Source organism: Nocardia sp. NBC_01329, from assembly GCF_035956715.1.
Taxonomy (GTDB): Bacteria; Actinomycetota; Actinomycetes; order Mycobacteriales; family Mycobacteriaceae; genus Nocardia.
The window spans coordinates 5,772,767-5,789,477 of sequence record NZ_CP108381.1; the positions used below are offsets into that span (position 1 = coordinate 5,772,767).

Here is a 16,711-nt window from a genome sequence, read left to right on the forward strand (position 1 = left end):
GATGACCGCAGGCATGGCCGTCCGGCAGGAAATTTCCCTGCACAAACGGATACCGCGCCGACATTTCAGGCAATTGCAGGGTCCGGACGCCAGAGTGCTGTTCCACCGGCAACCCGAGCCGTTCGATGATCTCGCCGACCGGGAGATACTCGCCACAGCGCTGGGCGCCACCCTGTACGTACCGGCCACCCGCGCCGATCTGACGGCCACGATCGTGCGCCGGGCCGATCGCGGGGTGTGTTCGATGGTGATCGACCTCGAGGACGCCGTCGCCGACCACGAGGTCGAGTTCGCGAAACTGCAGACCGTGCGCACCCTCGACGAGCTCGCGGCCCGGCCCGATCCGAGCCCGATGCTGTTCGTCCGGGTCCGCGATGCCGATACCGTGCCCGAACTCCTCGACCGGCTGGGCGCCGGGGTGCAGGCGCTGACCGGTTTCGTCTTCCCCAAGTTCGACAGTTCCTCGGCGCCGAAATACCTCGCCGCACTGGCTGCGGCGGGCGCTCGCGCGCAGCGGCCGCTCTACGGGATGCCGGTCCTCGAATCCGCCGCGCTGGTCCATCGGCAGACCAGGGACAGCGAACTCGCCCATATCGCGGCCTGCCTGGCCGAGCACCGGGAACGGATCCTGGCGGTACGGATCGGCGCCACCGATATGTGCGCGACCTTCGGAATCCGCCGGGATCGCGATCTGACCATCTACGACGTGCGCGTCATCGCGGATGTGATCGCCGATATCGTCAACTATCTGGGGCGCGCCGACGGTACCGGGTTCGTGATCACCGGCCCGGTCTGGGAGTACTTCGCCGATCACGAGCGGATGTTCCGCCCGCTGCTGCGTACCGCGCCGTTCGAGGAATCCGACGCGGTGCCGTTCCGCAGCTATCTGGTCAGCCGGGACCTCGATGGTCTGCTGCGCGAGATCACTCTCGATCGCGCCAACGGTATCCAGGGCAAAACCGTTATCCATCCCTCGCATGTGGCGGCCGTGCACGCGCTGTCGGTGGTCACCCACGAGGAGTATTCGGATGCGCTGGACATTCTGCAGGTCGAGGTCGGCGGGGTCGCCGCGTCCGGTTACCGGAACAAGATGAACGAGATGCGTCCCCATCGCAGTTGGGCGCGCAACACCCTGATCCGAGCCCGGGTCTTCGGGGTGGCCGAGAAAGGAGTGTCCTTCGTGGATCTACTGTCAGCGCTGGTCACGGTATGAGTTCGCGGACCGGGCAGTCGTATTGGGCGACCCGCCTTCTCGGGATCGAGCTGCGCCATCGGGAGACGTTCCGCCACGGCGACACTCCGGACAGGCTGCTGCCCGCACCGGAGATCACCGATCTGCTGCAGCCCGGGCTGCGCAAGAATCCGCGGCGTGCGCATCTGCTGGTGTCCACGGTGCTGGGCAAACATCTGCCGACCGATCCGATGCGGGTCCGCGATTCCGGTGACCGGCTCGGCGATCTGGTGCGCGCGGTGCTCGGTGATCAGGACGCGGTGGTGCTCGGATTCGCCGAGACCGCCACGGGCCTGGGCCACTGTGTGGCGACGCGGATCGACGCCGCGTGCTATCTGCATTCGACCCGCCGTACGGTGCCCGGGGCGGTGACGTTGACCGGGTTCGAGGAGGGACATTCGCACGCCACCTCGCATCTGCTGCAGCCGATGCCCGGGGACGTGTTCACCGCGGGTCTGCCGCTGGTGTTGGTCGACGACGAGATCTCCACCGGTAATACCGCCCTGGATGCCATCCAGGCACTGCACGAATTCGCCCCGCGGACCCACTATGTGCTGGCCACGCTGGTGGATATGCGCACCGACGCCGACCGCGACCGGTTCGCCGCGGCGGCCGCGGCGCTGGGGGCGCGGATCGATACGGTGTGCCTGGCTTCGGGCACCGCGATCCTGCCCGACGGCCTGGTGGCAACAGTCGCGAGGTTACCCGCGGCCGAACTGAATCCGGTGGCGGTCCGGCGCGGTGCGTCGGCGCGGCTGGACCTGTCGTGGCCGGATGATATGCCCGAGGGCGGCCGGCACGGGTTCCTACGAGCCGACCGCGCCGGTTTCGAGCAGGCGGCCGATGCCGCGGCAAAAATGCTGCGGGACCAGCTGGTCACCCAGTACTCGGGCCGTCCGGTGATCGTGCTCGGCCACGAAGAACTCATGTATCTTCCGCTGTGCCTGGCTGTGACGATCGCCGAATCCGGGATACCGGTGCGGTATCAGACCACCACTCGATCGCCCGCCCACGTACTGGACGAACCGGGTTATCCGTTGCGGCGCGGATTCCGGTTCACGGCTCCCGAACTCGGCGAGGAACAGCCGCGTTACCTCTACAACGCCTCCTGGCCCGATGATCCGAGCGCCGATCCGGTGCTGGTTTTCGTTGCCGATTCCCCGGCCGACAGCGAACTGCTCGATGCCCCGGGCGGTCTGGTGGATGTACTGACCGCCGCCGGTTCCGATGTGCTCGTAGCGGTGGTCCGGGGTGCGGATCCACGCACGCTGGCCGCCGCCCGCTCAGGGACCTTCGTCGGACCGGGGCCGCTGTTCGGTCCCGAATTCGGTTCCTACGAGCGCGCCGATGTGGCATGGCTGCTGAAGGACCTGTCCGGCGTCGACCTGGAGGCCGATACCGCTGCCCGGGAGCAGCGGATCCAGGCCGGCCTCGCGCACTACGCCGAATCGCTGCCCATCGAATACCAGCCCGACGCCGCCTATCGGGAACTGTTCGACCGGGTCCTCGCCGACAGCGCCGAGCGGCTGGCCCTGGCGGTGGGAACGGTGGCCGAACTCGTGGTCGCCGAACGCGGTACCGATATCGTGCTGGCGTCGCTGGCGCGCGCGGGCACCCCGATCGGGATCCTCATCCGCCGCTGGCTGGCCGGCCCGCACGCGGACCGGCGGGCGCTCGATATCCCGCACTATGCGGTGTCGATCGTGCGGGATCGCGGGATCGATGTGATGGCACTGGACTATCTGGCCCATCATCACGACCCCGCCTCAGTAGTGTTCGTGGACGGCTGGACCGGTAAGGGTGCTATCGCCCGGGAACTGTCCGCGGCACTGGACGAGTACCACGCGACCGGCGGTGCCCGATTCGATGACGATCTGGCCGTGCTCGCCGACCCGGGGCATTGCGTCCGCACCTACGGGACCCGCGACGATTTCCTGATCGCCTCCGCCTGCCTGAATTCCACGGTCTCGGGCCTGGTCTCGCGAACAGTTCTCAACCGGGAGTTGATCGGGCCCCAGGATTTCCACGGCGCCAAGTTCTATGCCGAACTGGCTGCCGATGATGTGTCGGCGCGCCTGATCGACACGGTCACCGGGGCTTTCGAAACTGTCCGGCCGCGAGTATCCGCTCAGGTCGACGCGGTGCGATCCGGCGCGCGGACACCCACCTGGGCGGGGTGGGCCTCGGTGGAGAAGGTGCGGGCCGAATACGGGATCGCCACTGTGAACTTCGTCAAACCGGGTGTCGGGGAGACCACCCGGGTACTACTGCGTCGGGTGCCCTGGCGGGTATTGGTCCGGGAGGCGGACGCGCCCGAGCACGCGCATATCCGGTTGCTGGCGCAGGCCCGGGCGGTGCCGGTGGAGGTCGTACCGGAGCTGGCGTACTCGTGCGTGGGTCTGATCAAGGATGTGCAGCGGTAGATGACGGTCCCGAAACCATTGCTGATGGCCACCGATCTGGATCGCACCATGATCTATTCGAGCGCCGCCGCCGGAGCCGTCGCCGCGGAAACGGTGTGCGTGGAGCATCTCGACGGTGCTCCGCTGTCGTATATGACCTCCGCCGCCGTGGACCGGCTGCGGTGGCTGGCGACCGCGGCGGCGGTACTCCCCACCACCACCCGGACCATCGAGCAGTTCGGCCGGATCCGCCTCCCGGGCGCACCGTGGCAGTACGCGATCACCAGCAACGGGGGAAATATCCTGGTGGACGGCGTGCCCGACCCGCAGTGGCGCCGGGGAATCGATGCGGCGGTCCGGGCCGGGGGCGCCGGGCTCACCGAGATCGAGGCCGCGCTGCGGGCCAGAATCGACGATTCGTGGGTGCTGAAATTCCGCGGCGCCGACGACCTCTTCTGCTATCTGGTGGTGGATTCGGCCGCCACTCCGCCGAAGTTCCTCGCCGACTGGGATGCCTGGTGCCGGGAACGCGGATGGTCGGCATCCCGGCAGGGACGCAAGATCTACACGATGCCGTTGGCGGTGTGCAAGAGCCGGGCGGTATCGGAGGTCCGCTCCCGGCTCGTGGCCTCGGGTCGGTTGGCGGCAGCGGCACCGACGCTCGCCGCCGGCGACGGTGCGCTGGATGCCGAAATGCTCGCCGCCGCCGACCATGCGATCCGGCCCCGGCACGGTGAACTCGAAGAGCTCGGCTGGACTCGGCCCGGTCTCACCGTCACCACGGCCGCCGGAATCGGTGCCGGGGAGGAGATCCTCGACTGGTTCACCGACGCGCTCACCGATCCGGCGATCGCCGGAGTACCGGGCTAGAGCATGCGCCGGCGCGCCCGTGCTTCGGCGCGCGGCCGCCGGGGCGAGACCCGCGACCAGACGAGGTCCTGCAACGCGAGCGTCGCCCATCCCGCTATGGCCATCCCGGCCAAGTTCATCACCAATTGCAGGGTGCTGCCCCAGATGGCCGAACTCACGCCGAACGCGAGCCCCAGCGCGATATTGCCGGCCGCCGGCACGGTGGTCACGGAGATGAAGACACCTACCAGCGCACCCGATTTGGACGAGGTCAGCGAGAGGACACCGGCGGCAGCGGCGATCAGCGCCACGATGAACGACCATTTGTCGGGCGTGTAGATGAAAGCGGTTTCGGGCCGGTCCCCGGTGACTGCATCGACGGTGATCCAGCCGACCAGCCGTCCGACCACCACCAGGGTGAGGGTCACCGCGATACCCGCCGTGAACCCCAGCACGAGGGTGGCCAGCGCGCGCCCGAACAAGGCGAGCCGATGCCGCACCAGCGCGACACCGAGCGCGGCGATCGCCCCGAATTCCGGGCCCAGCACCATGGCGCCGATGATCAGGATCTGCGAATCCACCACGATCGCGATGCTGGCCAGCACCGTCGCCAGGGTCATGAAACTCAGGTAGGTCCAGTTGAGTTCGGTCTCCTCGTAGGACCGCTGGGTCACATCGGCCCAGATCACCGCATCCGCGCTGTACCCCGGGGTACGCAGCTCGGTGAGATACCCCGACAGCGACATCCAGGTGGGCACAGGTTGCAGTTCGATACTGCCCCGGTGGTGTAGCCCGGTCGCCCGCAATCGGTCGAGGACTTCGTTGGCGGCTTCCCGGGCCAGATCGGCCAGCACCACATCACCCTCGGGGCGGACCGCGTTGCCGCGGAACACCGCCAGACCGCTGACAGCCGGATCGGACTCCAAGATCTCGACCACCTCGCCGGTCAGCGCGGCCGGCGACATTATCCGCAGATGCAGCATGGGCCAAGTCTGCCTGTGCGACAGCGCGGGTACCGGTCCCCGGCCCCCCGGTCGTGTCGCGCGAGGCCGGTGCTCAGTACCCCTGCTGCTGACCCGTGAGCTGCTGGGCGATCACACCCTGCAGACGCTGCAGGCCCGGGACGGTGACACCGCTCTGCAACTGTCCCTCGATGGTCCGGATGAGCGCGTGGTCGCTGAGCACCTTCTCACTGGACTGGATGAGTACGGTTCCGGCGCCGGTGAAATCGAACTGCCGTTCCTCACCCGAGTTCACGCCGAATGCCGCCGCCCCCGCGGCCAGGAAGCCCGACACCCACCGCTGGTCGTAGTGGTGACTGGGGGACGGGCAGTCGGCCCAGCCCACCAGCGATTCCGGGTCCACCCGCAACGGTGGTTCGGCGAAGATCACCGGGCCGTTCGAGGAGGCCAGGAACTTCCCGGTACCGATCAGCGTGAGGAACCCCGGCACGATCGACTGGTTCAGCGACAGACCCGGTTCGAACGCCAGCAGATTCGCCGCGCGGATGGTGAGATTGCCGTCGTCGAGGTCGTAGGAGTTGATGTCGTACCCGCGATCGCCGATCAGCAGTTTGCCCTGTCCCTCGGCCACCACGTAATCACCGGTGAACAGGGGCGCGGAGAACTGATTCGCCACCATGTTCAGGAGGTGACCCTGCAACCCGTGGGTGAGTGCTCGGAACTGCATCTGCCCGTAATAGGCGATCATCGCGCCTTTGCGCATGAACCACGGTTTCACGAGGTCGATGCAGTACGCGTAGCTGTTGCCGGGCACATTGTCGCTCTCCCCGAGCGTCACCGGGCTGAGGATCTCGCTCACAGTTTCTCCTCCGATGCCTGTACGTACACCAGCCCCTGGCCCGCGCACTGCAGTTGCATTGCCTCACCGGATCCGCGGCCGACCGCGTCGCGCCAGCTCACCGCTGCCTTCAGATCGGTGTGTACGTTTCCGTAGGAGGCGATGAAGGCCTGCGGGTCGACGACCACCGGATTCGGTCCGCCCACCTGGAGCTCGAGAAATCCGCCGTGCGCCAGCAGCACTGCACTGCCCTGACCGGACAGCTGCGTGGTGAACATGCCCTGACCGGTCAGCGCGCCGGATGCCGCGCCGCGCAGCGCGCCCATCAGACCGCCGCCGCCTCCGCCACCGGAACTCGCGACCGATACGACCGAGGTCTGCAATCCGGCGGTGTAGGCCAGCAGGCGAGAGGCCTCCACCTGCAGCGTCGCGCCCGGTTGTACCTGGACAACCTCCACTTCCAGCCCGGCGAACCCGTAGTGCACGCGGCCGCTGCCCTGCGCGATCATGGTGCGTTGGTGTTCGCCGGCCATCATCCGCCCGGCCATCTGCAAGATACCGCCGCCGCCACCCATACCGGACCCGCCCGGTATCTCGTGCGGAGCGAAGGACACATCGCCGGTGTAGAAGAGCATGCCGCCGGTACGGGCGACCACGCCGCCCGCCATCCCGATATCGACCGCCACGACCTTGGAATTGATCTTCTCGAACATGCCGCCCTACCGTTCCGCCGGTTGGATCGAGACCACGCCCTGCCCGTCCCAGCGCAGCGAGAACGCCTCGCCGCCGTCCTGTCCCATCACCGAGCGCCACGAGACATCGGTGACGAAGGACTGGTTGAGGTTGCCGCGAGCCGCGACGAACGCATCGGGGTCCACCACCAACGGGAACTGCGGTGAAACCTCGAGGTGGATGAGCGGCCCGCCCGCCGAGAGCAGCGCGACCTGCCCTTGACCGCTGACCGTGGTGGTGAAGAGCCCCTGGCCGCTGGACGCCCCACGCACACCGGCGAATCGCACATCGGTGCGCAGGTTCCCGGCGAAGGCCAGCAACTGCTGCGATTCGACCTGCAGGGTCTCGTTGTTCAGATTCACCACCGAGACGTACTGGCCGTTCACCGCGAGGAAGACCCGGCCCTGGCCGCCGCATTCCATCAGCGAGAGCTTTTCGCCGGTGGCGCGGCGTTTCATCCCGGCCAGCACGCCGTCGCCCCCGCCGAAACCGGCCGATTTGAACTGCACAGCTCCCTCGTAGGCGACCATCGAGCCGGAGATGGCGCGAATACTGGTGTTCGCCAGGTGTACCTCGATCACCTTCTTCGATTGTTCGAAGAGTTGTGCCATGGATAGTCGCCTGTCCTCGCCGCCCCGGAGCCCCGCACACCGCTGGTGCTCATCCGTCGCCGATACCTTAATCGCCGCAGGTCGATCCAGTCCATGCCCAGCACATACAACGTCTGCCGCGCCTGGTCGGCATCCGTGGCCGGGGTAACGAGGGCCCCGCCGCAAGCGGGGGCAATCGAACACAGTCGGGGCCCGCCCCGGTTCTGGAGCGACGAAGCGAAGGAGCGCAGCGACTGAGCGTAGGAGTGAAGAACCGGGGTCACGAGGGCCCCGACAGCCCCGCCGAAGGCGGGGCAATCGAACACAGTCGGGGCCCGCCCCGGTTCTGGAGCGACAGAGCGAAGGAGCGCAGCGACTGAGCGGCGGAGTGAAGAACCGGGGTTAATAGGGCCCCGACCCGCCCCGCCGAAGGCGGGGCAAAAGATACAGTGGCATCCATACGCACCGACAAGCGAAGGGTCTGCCTTGTCCGCAACACTCGCCAAGGGCCAGAACGGTCCTCTGGCCACGAACGACGTGGTGATTTCCATTCAGTTGGCGGCTCCGGCCGATCTGTCCGCACTCTTGGTCACCGAGCAGGGCAAAGTCCGGACCGACGCGGATTTCGTCTTCTACAATCAGCCCAGCGGTCCGGGTGTGAACCTGCGGCCCGGCCCGGCCGGGCAGCCCGCTTCGCTGGCGGTGAACCTCGGTGCGGTGCCCGCCGAGATCGCGCAGGTGCGCGCCGTCATCACACTCGATGATCCGAATACGAACTTCGGGCAGTTCGCGCCGCCGGTGGCCTACGTATCGGACCAGTCCGGCGCGCAGCTGTTCGAGTACCGGGTCGACGGTCTCGCCACCGAATCCATCGTGATCGCGCTCGAACTGTACCGCCGTCAGGGTGCGTGGAAGGTGCGCGCGGTCGGGCAGGGCTACGCGGGTGGTTTCGCGGCACTTGTCACCGATCACGGTGTCACCGTGGACGATTCCCCAGCCGAGACGCAGGCCGCCGCACCTCCGCCTCCACCGCCCGCCCAGCAGACCGCCCCGGTGCCGCCGCCGACCCAGCAGGCCTATCCCACCCAGCAGCCGCCGGCCCCGCCCTACCCGCCGCAGGGTGGTGGTTATCCGCCGCCGGGCGGTGGTTATCCGCCGCAGGGCGGTGGTTACCCGCCCCCGCCGGGCCCCGGATACCCGCAGCAGCCGGCGCCCACCCAGCAGCATCCCAACGAGATCAGTCTGAGCAAGACCGGCCCGGTGAGCCTGCAGAAGGGGCAGCGGGTCAGCCTCCGCAAGGAGGACGGTGCGGCGCTCACCTTCGTCAAGATGGGTCTGGGCTGGGATCCGGTGCAGCAGCGCGGCATGTTCGGCAGTCGCACCGTGGATATCGACCTCGACGCCGCGGTCGTGATGTTCGCCGATATGAATCCGGTGGACGTCGCCTACTACGGGCAGCTGACGTCCAAGGATGGCTCGATCCGGCACCAGGGCGACAACCTCACCGGTGAGGGCGCGGGCGACGACGAGGTGATTCTGGTAGACCTCACGCGGCTCCCGGCGCATGTCAACAACCTGGTCTTCGTCGTGACCTCCTACAAGGGGCATACGTTCGGTCAGGTGCAGAACGCGTTCTGCCGGTTGATCGACGGGGCCAACAACACCGAGCTCGCCCGCTATTCGCTCACCGGCGGCACCCCTACCACCGCGATGGCAATGGCGAAGCTGTTCCGGGCCGGTGCCGACTGGAAGATGCAGGCCATCGGCGAGGGCTTCAACGCCAAACACCCCGGTGAGGCGATTCCGCAGTTGGGCCGGTTCCTGGCGGTATGAACGGAGTCGGGGGCCAGGATATGAAGCAGTTGCAGGCGGGGCAGAACATACCGTTGAGCGGTGAGATCGTTCGATTCCAGGTGAATACCGCCGGGCCGCTGTCGGTTTCGGCGCTGGTGGTGGCCGCGGATCTGCGCGTCGGCTCGGCAGCCGATGTGCTGGGGACCGAACGGTCGGCGGGTCCCGGAGTCCGGGTGGACGAGGCGGCTTCGGCCGTCGTCGTCACCCCCGCCGAGGTGCGCGCCGACGCGCAGGCGGTGCTCCTGGTGGCCGCCGCCCAGCGCGGGATCGGTGTGGTCACCGCGTCGCTGTCGGAGAACGACACTCCGGCAGCCGAGTTCGTAATCGCCCCGCAGGCCGGGGAGAGCGCGCTGATCTGCTTCGAACTGTATCGGCGCGGCGCCGGCTGGAAACTTCGTGCGGTCGGCCAGGGCTATGCGGGGGGTATCGGGGAACTGTTGCGGGCTCATGGCGCCGACGGCTACGCGGGCCCGGCGTCGGCAACCGCCACCGTGCACGACGCGACGGTGGGTGCGCCCACTGCGGTTACTCCGCCGGTCGGCCCGCAGGCCGAGCTCCCGACCCTGGAGGTCGGGCACGGGCTGGAGCGGCTGTGGATGATCTTCGAGGACGCCGCCCGTTCGGCCGCCGCACTGGAATCCGCACGCGGCTACGCGGCCGAACGACTCGACCAGGAACTCTCGGCCGCGGTCTCCGATCCCGCCACCCGTAACACCCCGGCCGCTGATGCCGCTCGGTCGGCCGCTCAGCGCCGCCACGACGAGCTCACGACCACCGCGGAGGACAATCATCGCCGCGACAGCACCCAGTTGCAGCGCGAACTGCACGAGGCCGACGCGGTGCTACCCGCGGCGCTGGCCTCGTGGAATTCACCGGCCTGGGACCGTCCGGCTGCCCCGGCCGACGGAATCCGGCTCGGCGAACTCCACGCACTCGACCGAGGCGCGCTGCGGGTTCCGTACTGTGTGCCGATTCCGCTGAACCGGCCGCTGTGGGTGGATACCGAATCATCCGCGGCGGTGGCGCCGGTAATCGGTGCCCTGCTGGCAAGGTTGTTGCGAGCTGCCCCGGGCCGCCGGACCCTTGTCGACCTCATCGATCTCACCGGCGCGTTCACCGGTTTCACCGGCATGCTCGCACCGGTGCTGGCCGGACCACCGATCACCGACCATTCCGATATCTCCCCGCGACTGCAGCAACTCGTGGACGCCGCCGAACTGGCGGAGATGGCCCACAGCTCGGGACAGGGCGCCCCGCCGGCCGAACACCGGATCCTGCTCGCCGCGGATTTCCCGCACGGATACCAGGCCGCCGATGCGCAACGTCTGGTCGCTCTGCTGGCGCGTGGGGACCTGATCGGACTGTCGGCCATGATCGTCGGCGGTAACGAATCCGATTCCGGTGACAGCGCTGTGGCCACCCTCTCGCGTGCCTGCCGCCATCTGCCGACCGTCACCGGAACGCCACTGTTCGATCCGTGGACCGGTAACGCTTGGCAGCTGGACCTGGACCTGCTTCCCCAGGAACCCGAACAGCGTGCGCGGATCCTGCGGGCGGGCTGAGACAGGCGGGACGCGCTTCAGCCCAGGCGAGCGGGCGGGCGAGTGGGGCCGGCGTTCTCCCGGGGCGCCCTGATCGAGGACGCCACGGTGGCGGACTCCCGCGGGTGGGTGCGTGTCGCGGCCGCCGCGGCGGTCCAATGGGTTTCGCGGGAGATCCTGGGACGCAGCATCTCGGGCAGCCACGGCAGCAGCGGGTCCGGCGCATTGTCGATCACTCCGCCGACCGGGTCGTCCTGATTCACCCGGCGCACCAGATCCTGTTCGGGCCGGTAGATCTGACGGATGATCAGCGCGCACAATCCGATCACGGCGACATCGCGCAGCAGGACCGTCGCGGTGAACCACTGCTCCGGCAGACCCTTGCGGTCGACACCGAGGTAGTAGAACATGCGCGGCACCCAGACCAACGCGTCGATCGTCATCCAGGCCAGCAGTACCCGCCGATGCGGTAGTGCCAGCACCGCGATCGGTACCAGCCACAGTGAATACTGTGGGCTCCACACCTTGTTCGTCAGCAGGAACGCGGCGATCACCAGGAAGCACAGCTGCGCCAGCCGGGGGCGCCGCGGGGCGGTCAGACCGATATAGGCGATCCCCAGACAGGCCGCCACGAACAGTGACAGCGACACCAGATTGAGGACGGTGGGTGGTTCGCCGTGCCGCAGCACACCGTCGAAACCGGACCAGTCGGTGAACGACATCACCACGTTGTAGAGCGAATCGGGATCGGCGTGCCGCGTGGTGTTGAGCCGGAAGAACTCCCGCCAGCCGTCCGGGTACAGCAGTGCGATCGGCAGATTGGCCAGCGCCCAGGTGACGAAGGCGCCACCGATGGTGAGACCGGCCGCACCGAGTGGGCGGGTGCCCAGCAACCGGGTGCGTGCCGGGAGCTCTACGAGCCAGGTGCGTAGTTCCGCGACACTGTCGATATCGCGTAACCGGGTCGTCTGGTGTGCCCGCGGGGTTCGGTGCATCGGGTCGGCGCGCAGGCACAGCACCACGATCGGGCCGAGCAGCAGCAGCGGATACAGTTTCGCCGCGCCGCCCAGACCCAGGAGCACCCCGGCCAGCAGGGGGCGCTGCCGCGCCCATGCGAGCAGACCCAGGGCCGCGAACGCGGTTGCGAGGAAATCGAAATTGGTGAAGGCGTGCACGATCACCAGTGGTGAGCACGCCACGAGCGCCGCATCCCAGATCCGGCGTCCGGACAGCAGCGCGGTCGCCCAGATGGTGACGAGCCAGGCTACGGACAACCCCAGCGCCACCACATTGAAATAGAGGACCACCTGCAGCGCACCCGGCAGCGGGCTGGCGTCCCAGCTCTTGGCGACCAGCATGGAGACGTACTGATACATCCCCGACAGCACCGGATATTCCATGTGCCGGACCTCGGTATCGCCGCTGGGGGTCTCCTCCACCCACGATTTCTTGTACGGGAACGCGCCCTCGTTGAGCCGTTCGGCACCGTAGAGCGGAACGGTGTCGGAGTAGCACATGGCTGTGTACTGGCGGCCGTTGTTCCAGTCCAGGGTGAGCAGGCCGTCCGAGGTGGTGGTCTGCTGGATACATCCGGCCTTCGCGAACCAGCCGAACGCCAGGAAGATCACCGCGAAGGCCAGCAGCACCCGCATCGGCGTCCAGAACCGGGCGCGCCCGATCAGTGCGTGATCACCGACCGGGCCGCCCACGATCGTGCACAGTTGGGCGGTCATGGAGTCGTTGCGGCTCGGTTTGTCGCGTGCGTCGGCCGAGCGCAGGTCGCGGGCGAGGAGGGTGGGCGAATCGTAACCGGTTGTGTCGGCCGGTCCGGTTCGCCCGTTTCCGGGACCCACACCGTCGTCCGGCCCACCCACCAGTCGCTGCTCGCTCACGGCACCCGACGTTACCTGTTACCGGGGTCCCGGCCCGGACCGAGCCGGAACCCCGGACAGTGTTGCGGGTTTATCCTCCGGAGTTCGGACGGCTGTCATCCCCGCTGTCGCTGCTGTCCCCGCTGTCGCCGCCGGTGTCGGTTCCACCGCCGGCATCGGGCGCCTGGGTGACGGTCGGGGCCGCCTGCCCGGCAGTGGGCTGTCCGGGCATCGGGCCGCCCTGCGCGTTACCTTGCGGCTGATTCTGTGGTTGCGGTTGGCTACGCGGGTTGGGCTGGACCCCGGGCACCGGGATGGTGATACCGGGCAGGATCTCGACCTGGCTCGGCTGGATCACCACGGGCGGCTCGAAGGTCGGCATCGTGGTGGACGGCGCTGTGTAGGGGGCCGTCCACTTCGGCACACCGGCCTGACCCTTGATCGGCGCGGGTTTGGGGAACTTCTCGACGGGCGTGCCCTCCAGAGCACCGTCCATCGTGCCCTTCCAGATATCCGACGCCAATCCGGAACCGTAGATCATCGCGCCGCCATAGTTGCGCAGCGGCGAGTTGTCGGTACTGCCCACCCAGACCGCGGTGGCCAGCGACGGCGTATAGCCCACCATCCACACGTCCTTGTTCTCCCCGGTGTCACCCAGCTGCGCGGTACCGGTCTTGGCGGCCGAGGGGCGGCCTCCGGCGAGACCGTGATTGCGGGAGTATCCGGCGATCGGTTCCATGGCCGCCGTGACATTGTCGGCGACGGCCTCGGAGACCCGCCGTTCGCCGGCCACGTCGCCGCGATCGAGCAGCACCGTACCGTCCGCGGATACGACCTTGGTCACGAAGTGCGGCTTGTGGTACATGCCCGACGCCGCCAGCGTCGCGTAGGCCGATGCCATATCCAGCGGGCGGGCCTGGTACTGACCGAGCACGATACCGTTGTTCGGGCCGGCGCCGCCCGGTTCGGTCAGCGTGGCGCCGACTCCCGGGAGTTCCTCCGGGATACCGAGTTTGTGACCCATATCGGCGATCTTCTGCGGGCCGTTCTGCATTTCCAGCTGCATACGGTAGAAGCTGGTGTTCAGCGAGCGCTTGAGGGCCTCGGCGATCGTGCAGACCCCACACTGCTCACCCTCGACGTTGGTGATCTCGATACCGTTCACGGTGATCGGCGAGCTGTCGTACATCTGGGACAGCGGGATACCGCTCTCCAGGTTCTGTGCCAGGCCGACCACCTTGAACGAGGAGCCGGTCTGCAGCGCGGCATTCGCGAAGTCGTAGCCGTAGCCGTCTTCGCCGCCGTAGTAGGCGCGCACCGCACCGGATTTCGGGTCGACCGAGGCCACCGCGGTCCGCAGCTTGTCCGGTTCGCCCTCCATGTTCTTGTGCACAGAGTCGAGCGCGGCCTTCTGCGCCTGCGCGTCGATGGTCGTCGTGATCTGCAGGCCGGAGGTGTTCATCTGCTGTTCGCTGATGCCCGCCTCGGAGAGTTCGCGCAGCACTTGCGCTTTGATATGGCCTTCCGGTCCGGTGGAATCGGTCTTCTGGCCGACCGTCGACGACGGCACCACCGCGGGGTAGGTCAGGCTCGCACGTTCGGCCGGATCGAGATTGCCGCCGGCGACCATCCCGTCGAGCACATAGTTCCAGCGGGACTCGGCGCCGGTGGGATTGGATTCCGGGTCCAGCAGTGACGGCAGCTGGATGGTCGCGGCGAGCACCGCGCCCTCGGCCGGACTCAGTTCCACGACCGGCTTGTTGAAGTAGGCCTTCGAAGCGGCATCGATACCGTAGGCGCCGCGTCCGAAGTAGATGGTGTTCAGGTAGGCGGTGAGGATCTCGTCCTTACTCCACTGCCGGGCCATCTTCGCCGAGATCACCAGCTCGTTGAGCTTACGGGTGAGACTGTGTTCGTTACCGACCAGCGCGTTCTTCACGTACTGCTGGGTGATCGTCGAACCACCACCGGCGCTTTCGCGTCCGAGCACATTGTCACGGGCGGCACGGGCGAATCCGGAGATCGAGAAACCCGGGTTGCTGTAGAAGTCCCGGTCTTCGGCGGCGATCACCGCGTTGCGTACATGCGGCGGAATCTGATCGATCGTCACATCGGTGCGATTGCCCTGTGGCGGCACCACCCGGGTGATCTCGGTTTCGCCGTCGGCCGCGAGAATCGTTGCGACCTGGTTGGTCTTGAGATCGCCCGGTTCGGGCACCGACACCGTCGAATAGGCGATCAGGAACACCGTGCTCGGCACCACGATCGCCAGCGCCACCAGCACATAGGTGACCCGTCGAGCGATCTTCCACCAGTTCCTGCGTTTCTGAGCGGGTCCGCGGCCTTCGGGTCCGCCGGGCCCGCCCGAACGGCCACCCGGTCGGCGCGGCGGTGGACCGCCCGCGGCACCGGAGCGGGCCGGCCGGTCGTCCGCGCCGGCCGCCCGGCGCTCACCGGTGGTCGGTCGGCCCGTCACCGGTCGTGGGCCGGTCGCGGTGCGATCGCGACGTGTGGTCTCGGTGGGCGCGGCGGGTTGTGCCATCTTCGCCGTGCCCTGCTCACCGCGCGGCGCACCCGGTTCTCCCGGGTGGCCCATGCGCTGGGTGGGCTGGTTCGGCGGCTGACCCTGCGGTGGACGGCCGGGTGGCGTGCCCGGCCGCTGCGGAGGCTGCGGACCCCGCGGTGCCCCGGGCATCCCACCGGTGTTCGGGCCGGGCCGGCGGCCGTCGGGTCCGGGGCGCGGCCCCGGCGCCGGTGGCCGGCCCGAACCGCCCGGGCCGGGCCGGGGTCCGTTCGGTGCCGGGCGTGGCCCGTTCGCGACGGGTCGCGGACCCGTTACCGGGCCCGGTCGCGGACCTCCCGGTGCCGGACGCGGACCGCCGGGGGCCGGCGGGCGTGCGCCCGGTCCGGGGCGCGGGGCGTTCGCGTTCGGCGCGGGACCCCGATCGGGCACCCCCGGTCGCTGTTGTGGCTCTCGACCCGGAAGCGGACCGCGCTGGGTGCGACCACCGCGCGGGTCATCGCCGGGTGGGGGCTCGTAGGGCGAAGTCACTGACAAGGTCTCCAAAGCTCGTATCGGTCTGATGGGCTCGCTCCGCGACGCCCCGAGGGGCACGGCGCGTGCACCATCGTCGGGCCGGGCGGGGTCATTCCGCGGCGGTGCGCCGGTTCACCCGGGAACCGGAACGCCGGCCCTGCGGCGTCTTCCCGAGCACATAGGACTGCACCAGATGATTCCAGCTGCATGTCCGGCACACCTCGACCACATGAACCGAGAATTCCTCTCGGGTCTCGGCCAGGCGTACCAGCTCTTCCGGGCTGCGCGCCGAACCCGCGACCGGCCCCAGGCCGTCGCCGTAGACCCAGGATACGAGGGTGAGTTGTTCCTTCCGGCAGATAGGGCATGTAACCTCGCTCCCCCGGCCGTGAAATTTGGCCGCACGCAGCAGGTAGGGATTGGCGTCACATACCTCGGCGACATCGACACGGCCCGCATAGACGTCAGCCAGCAGCGACCTGCGCCGGAGCGCATAGTCGACCACTTGCCGCTGAATTCGCACGCTCCCAGAGTAGCGGTGATGTATTTGCGCCGCCCGCGGCTGCATGGGATCCGTCCGGTCGGCGGCCGCCGGAGGCGGGGTCGGCCGGACTCCTCGGGGGCCGAGGCATATTCGCACCACGCGGGATTATCCGGTCTCCGGGGCGCCGGATTTCCCCGGTCGCGGCTCGGTGGGGTCGTTCAACCTCGCCGCCGGAGACAGTGTTTGGCGCACTTGGGCCATCGCGGCATTCGGTTTCCGGGCGGTCGCGGCCGCGTGAACAGCTGAAGGAAGCGCGGTAC

The 16,711-nt window shown here is 68.3% G+C and carries 12 protein-coding genes; 5 read left to right on the forward strand and 7 right to left on the reverse strand.

Annotated elements, in window-relative coordinates; genetic code table 11:
• Position 1 precedes the first annotated feature (1 nt).
• From OG405_RS26215 to OG405_RS26225, 3 genes are read left to right on the forward strand one after another with little or no spacing between them, the layout of a single operon-like run.
• On the forward strand, positions 2-1,213 hold the full coding sequence (locus OG405_RS26215; RefSeq protein ID WP_327149071.1) for an HpcH/HpaI aldolase/citrate lyase family protein: 1,212 nt from the start codon (positions 2-4) through the stop codon (positions 1,211-1,213).
• Positions 1,210-3,654 carry a phosphoribosyltransferase gene (locus OG405_RS26220; protein ID WP_327149072.1) on the forward strand — a complete coding sequence of 815 codons (2,445 nt, stop codon included), beginning with the start codon at positions 1,210-1,212 and terminating at the stop codon, positions 3,652-3,654. Before OG405_RS26215 ends, OG405_RS26220 begins: the two co-directional genes overlap by 4 nt.
• The gene (locus tag OG405_RS26225) at positions 3,655-4,503 is read left to right on the forward strand and encodes an HAD family hydrolase (protein ID WP_442790613.1); all 849 of its coding nucleotides are present in this window, start codon (positions 3,655-3,657) and stop codon (positions 4,501-4,503) included.
• Here the strand turns inward: OG405_RS26225 and OG405_RS26230 are convergent.
• The 4 genes from OG405_RS26230 to OG405_RS26245 all read right to left on the reverse strand — a co-directional run bounded on the left by OG405_RS26230 (position 4,500) and on the right by OG405_RS26245 (position 7,625).
• Positions 4,500-5,465: a DUF389 domain-containing protein gene (locus tag OG405_RS26230; protein WP_327149073.1), complete on the reverse strand. Its 966-nt coding sequence runs from the start codon at positions 5,463-5,465 to the stop codon at positions 4,500-4,502. The genes OG405_RS26225 and OG405_RS26230 overlap by 4 nt on opposite strands.
• Before the next feature lie 73 nt (positions 5,466-5,538).
• The gene (locus OG405_RS26235) at positions 5,539-6,303 is read right to left on the reverse strand and encodes an AIM24 family protein (RefSeq protein ID WP_327149074.1); all 765 of its coding nucleotides are present in this window, start codon (positions 6,301-6,303) and stop codon (positions 5,539-5,541) included.
• Positions 6,300-6,995 (reverse strand): AIM24 family protein, encoded by a 696-nt coding sequence (locus OG405_RS26240; RefSeq protein ID WP_327149075.1) that lies wholly within the window; start codon positions 6,993-6,995, stop codon positions 6,300-6,302. The genes OG405_RS26235 and OG405_RS26240 overlap by 4 nt, the downstream gene beginning before the upstream one ends.
• A gap of 6 nt (positions 6,996-7,001) precedes the next feature.
• Positions 7,002-7,625, reverse strand: a complete 624-nt coding sequence (locus OG405_RS26245; RefSeq protein WP_327149076.1) for an AIM24 family protein — start codon at positions 7,623-7,625, stop codon at positions 7,002-7,004.
• Between the two features lie 465 nt (positions 7,626-8,090).
• On the opposite strand from OG405_RS26245, the gene OG405_RS26250 reads away from it, so the two are divergent.
• Together OG405_RS26250 and OG405_RS26255 are read left to right on the forward strand one after the other, a co-directional pair.
• On the forward strand, positions 8,091-9,437 hold the full coding sequence (locus OG405_RS26250; protein ID WP_327149077.1) for a TerD family protein: 1,347 nt from the start codon (positions 8,091-8,093) through the stop codon (positions 9,435-9,437).
• Positions 9,438-9,457: 20 nt separating this feature from the next.
• Positions 9,458-11,020, forward strand: coding sequence for a TerD family protein (locus OG405_RS26255; protein WP_327149078.1), 1,563 nt, complete (start codon positions 9,458-9,460; stop codon positions 11,018-11,020).
• Between the two features lie 17 nt (positions 11,021-11,037).
• Here OG405_RS26255 and OG405_RS26260 read toward each other — a convergent pair whose 3' ends face one another.
• The 3 genes from OG405_RS26260 to OG405_RS26270 all read right to left on the reverse strand — a co-directional run bounded on the left by OG405_RS26260 (position 11,038) and on the right by OG405_RS26270 (position 16,430).
• Positions 11,038-12,852 (reverse strand): glycosyltransferase family 87 protein, encoded by a 1,815-nt coding sequence (locus OG405_RS26260; protein ID WP_442790792.1) that lies wholly within the window; start codon positions 12,850-12,852, stop codon positions 11,038-11,040.
• Between the two features lie 109 nt (positions 12,853-12,961).
• Entirely contained in the window at positions 12,962-15,565 is a 2,604-nt protein-coding gene (locus tag OG405_RS26265) for a transglycosylase domain-containing protein (protein WP_327149079.1), read from the reverse strand.
• Positions 15,566-16,016: 451 nt separating this feature from the next.
• A complete protein-coding gene (locus OG405_RS26270) occupies positions 16,017-16,430 on the reverse strand; it encodes a DUF5318 domain-containing protein (RefSeq protein ID WP_327149080.1) in 414 nt (137 codons plus the stop codon).
• Positions 16,431-16,711: the final 281 nt, after the last annotated feature.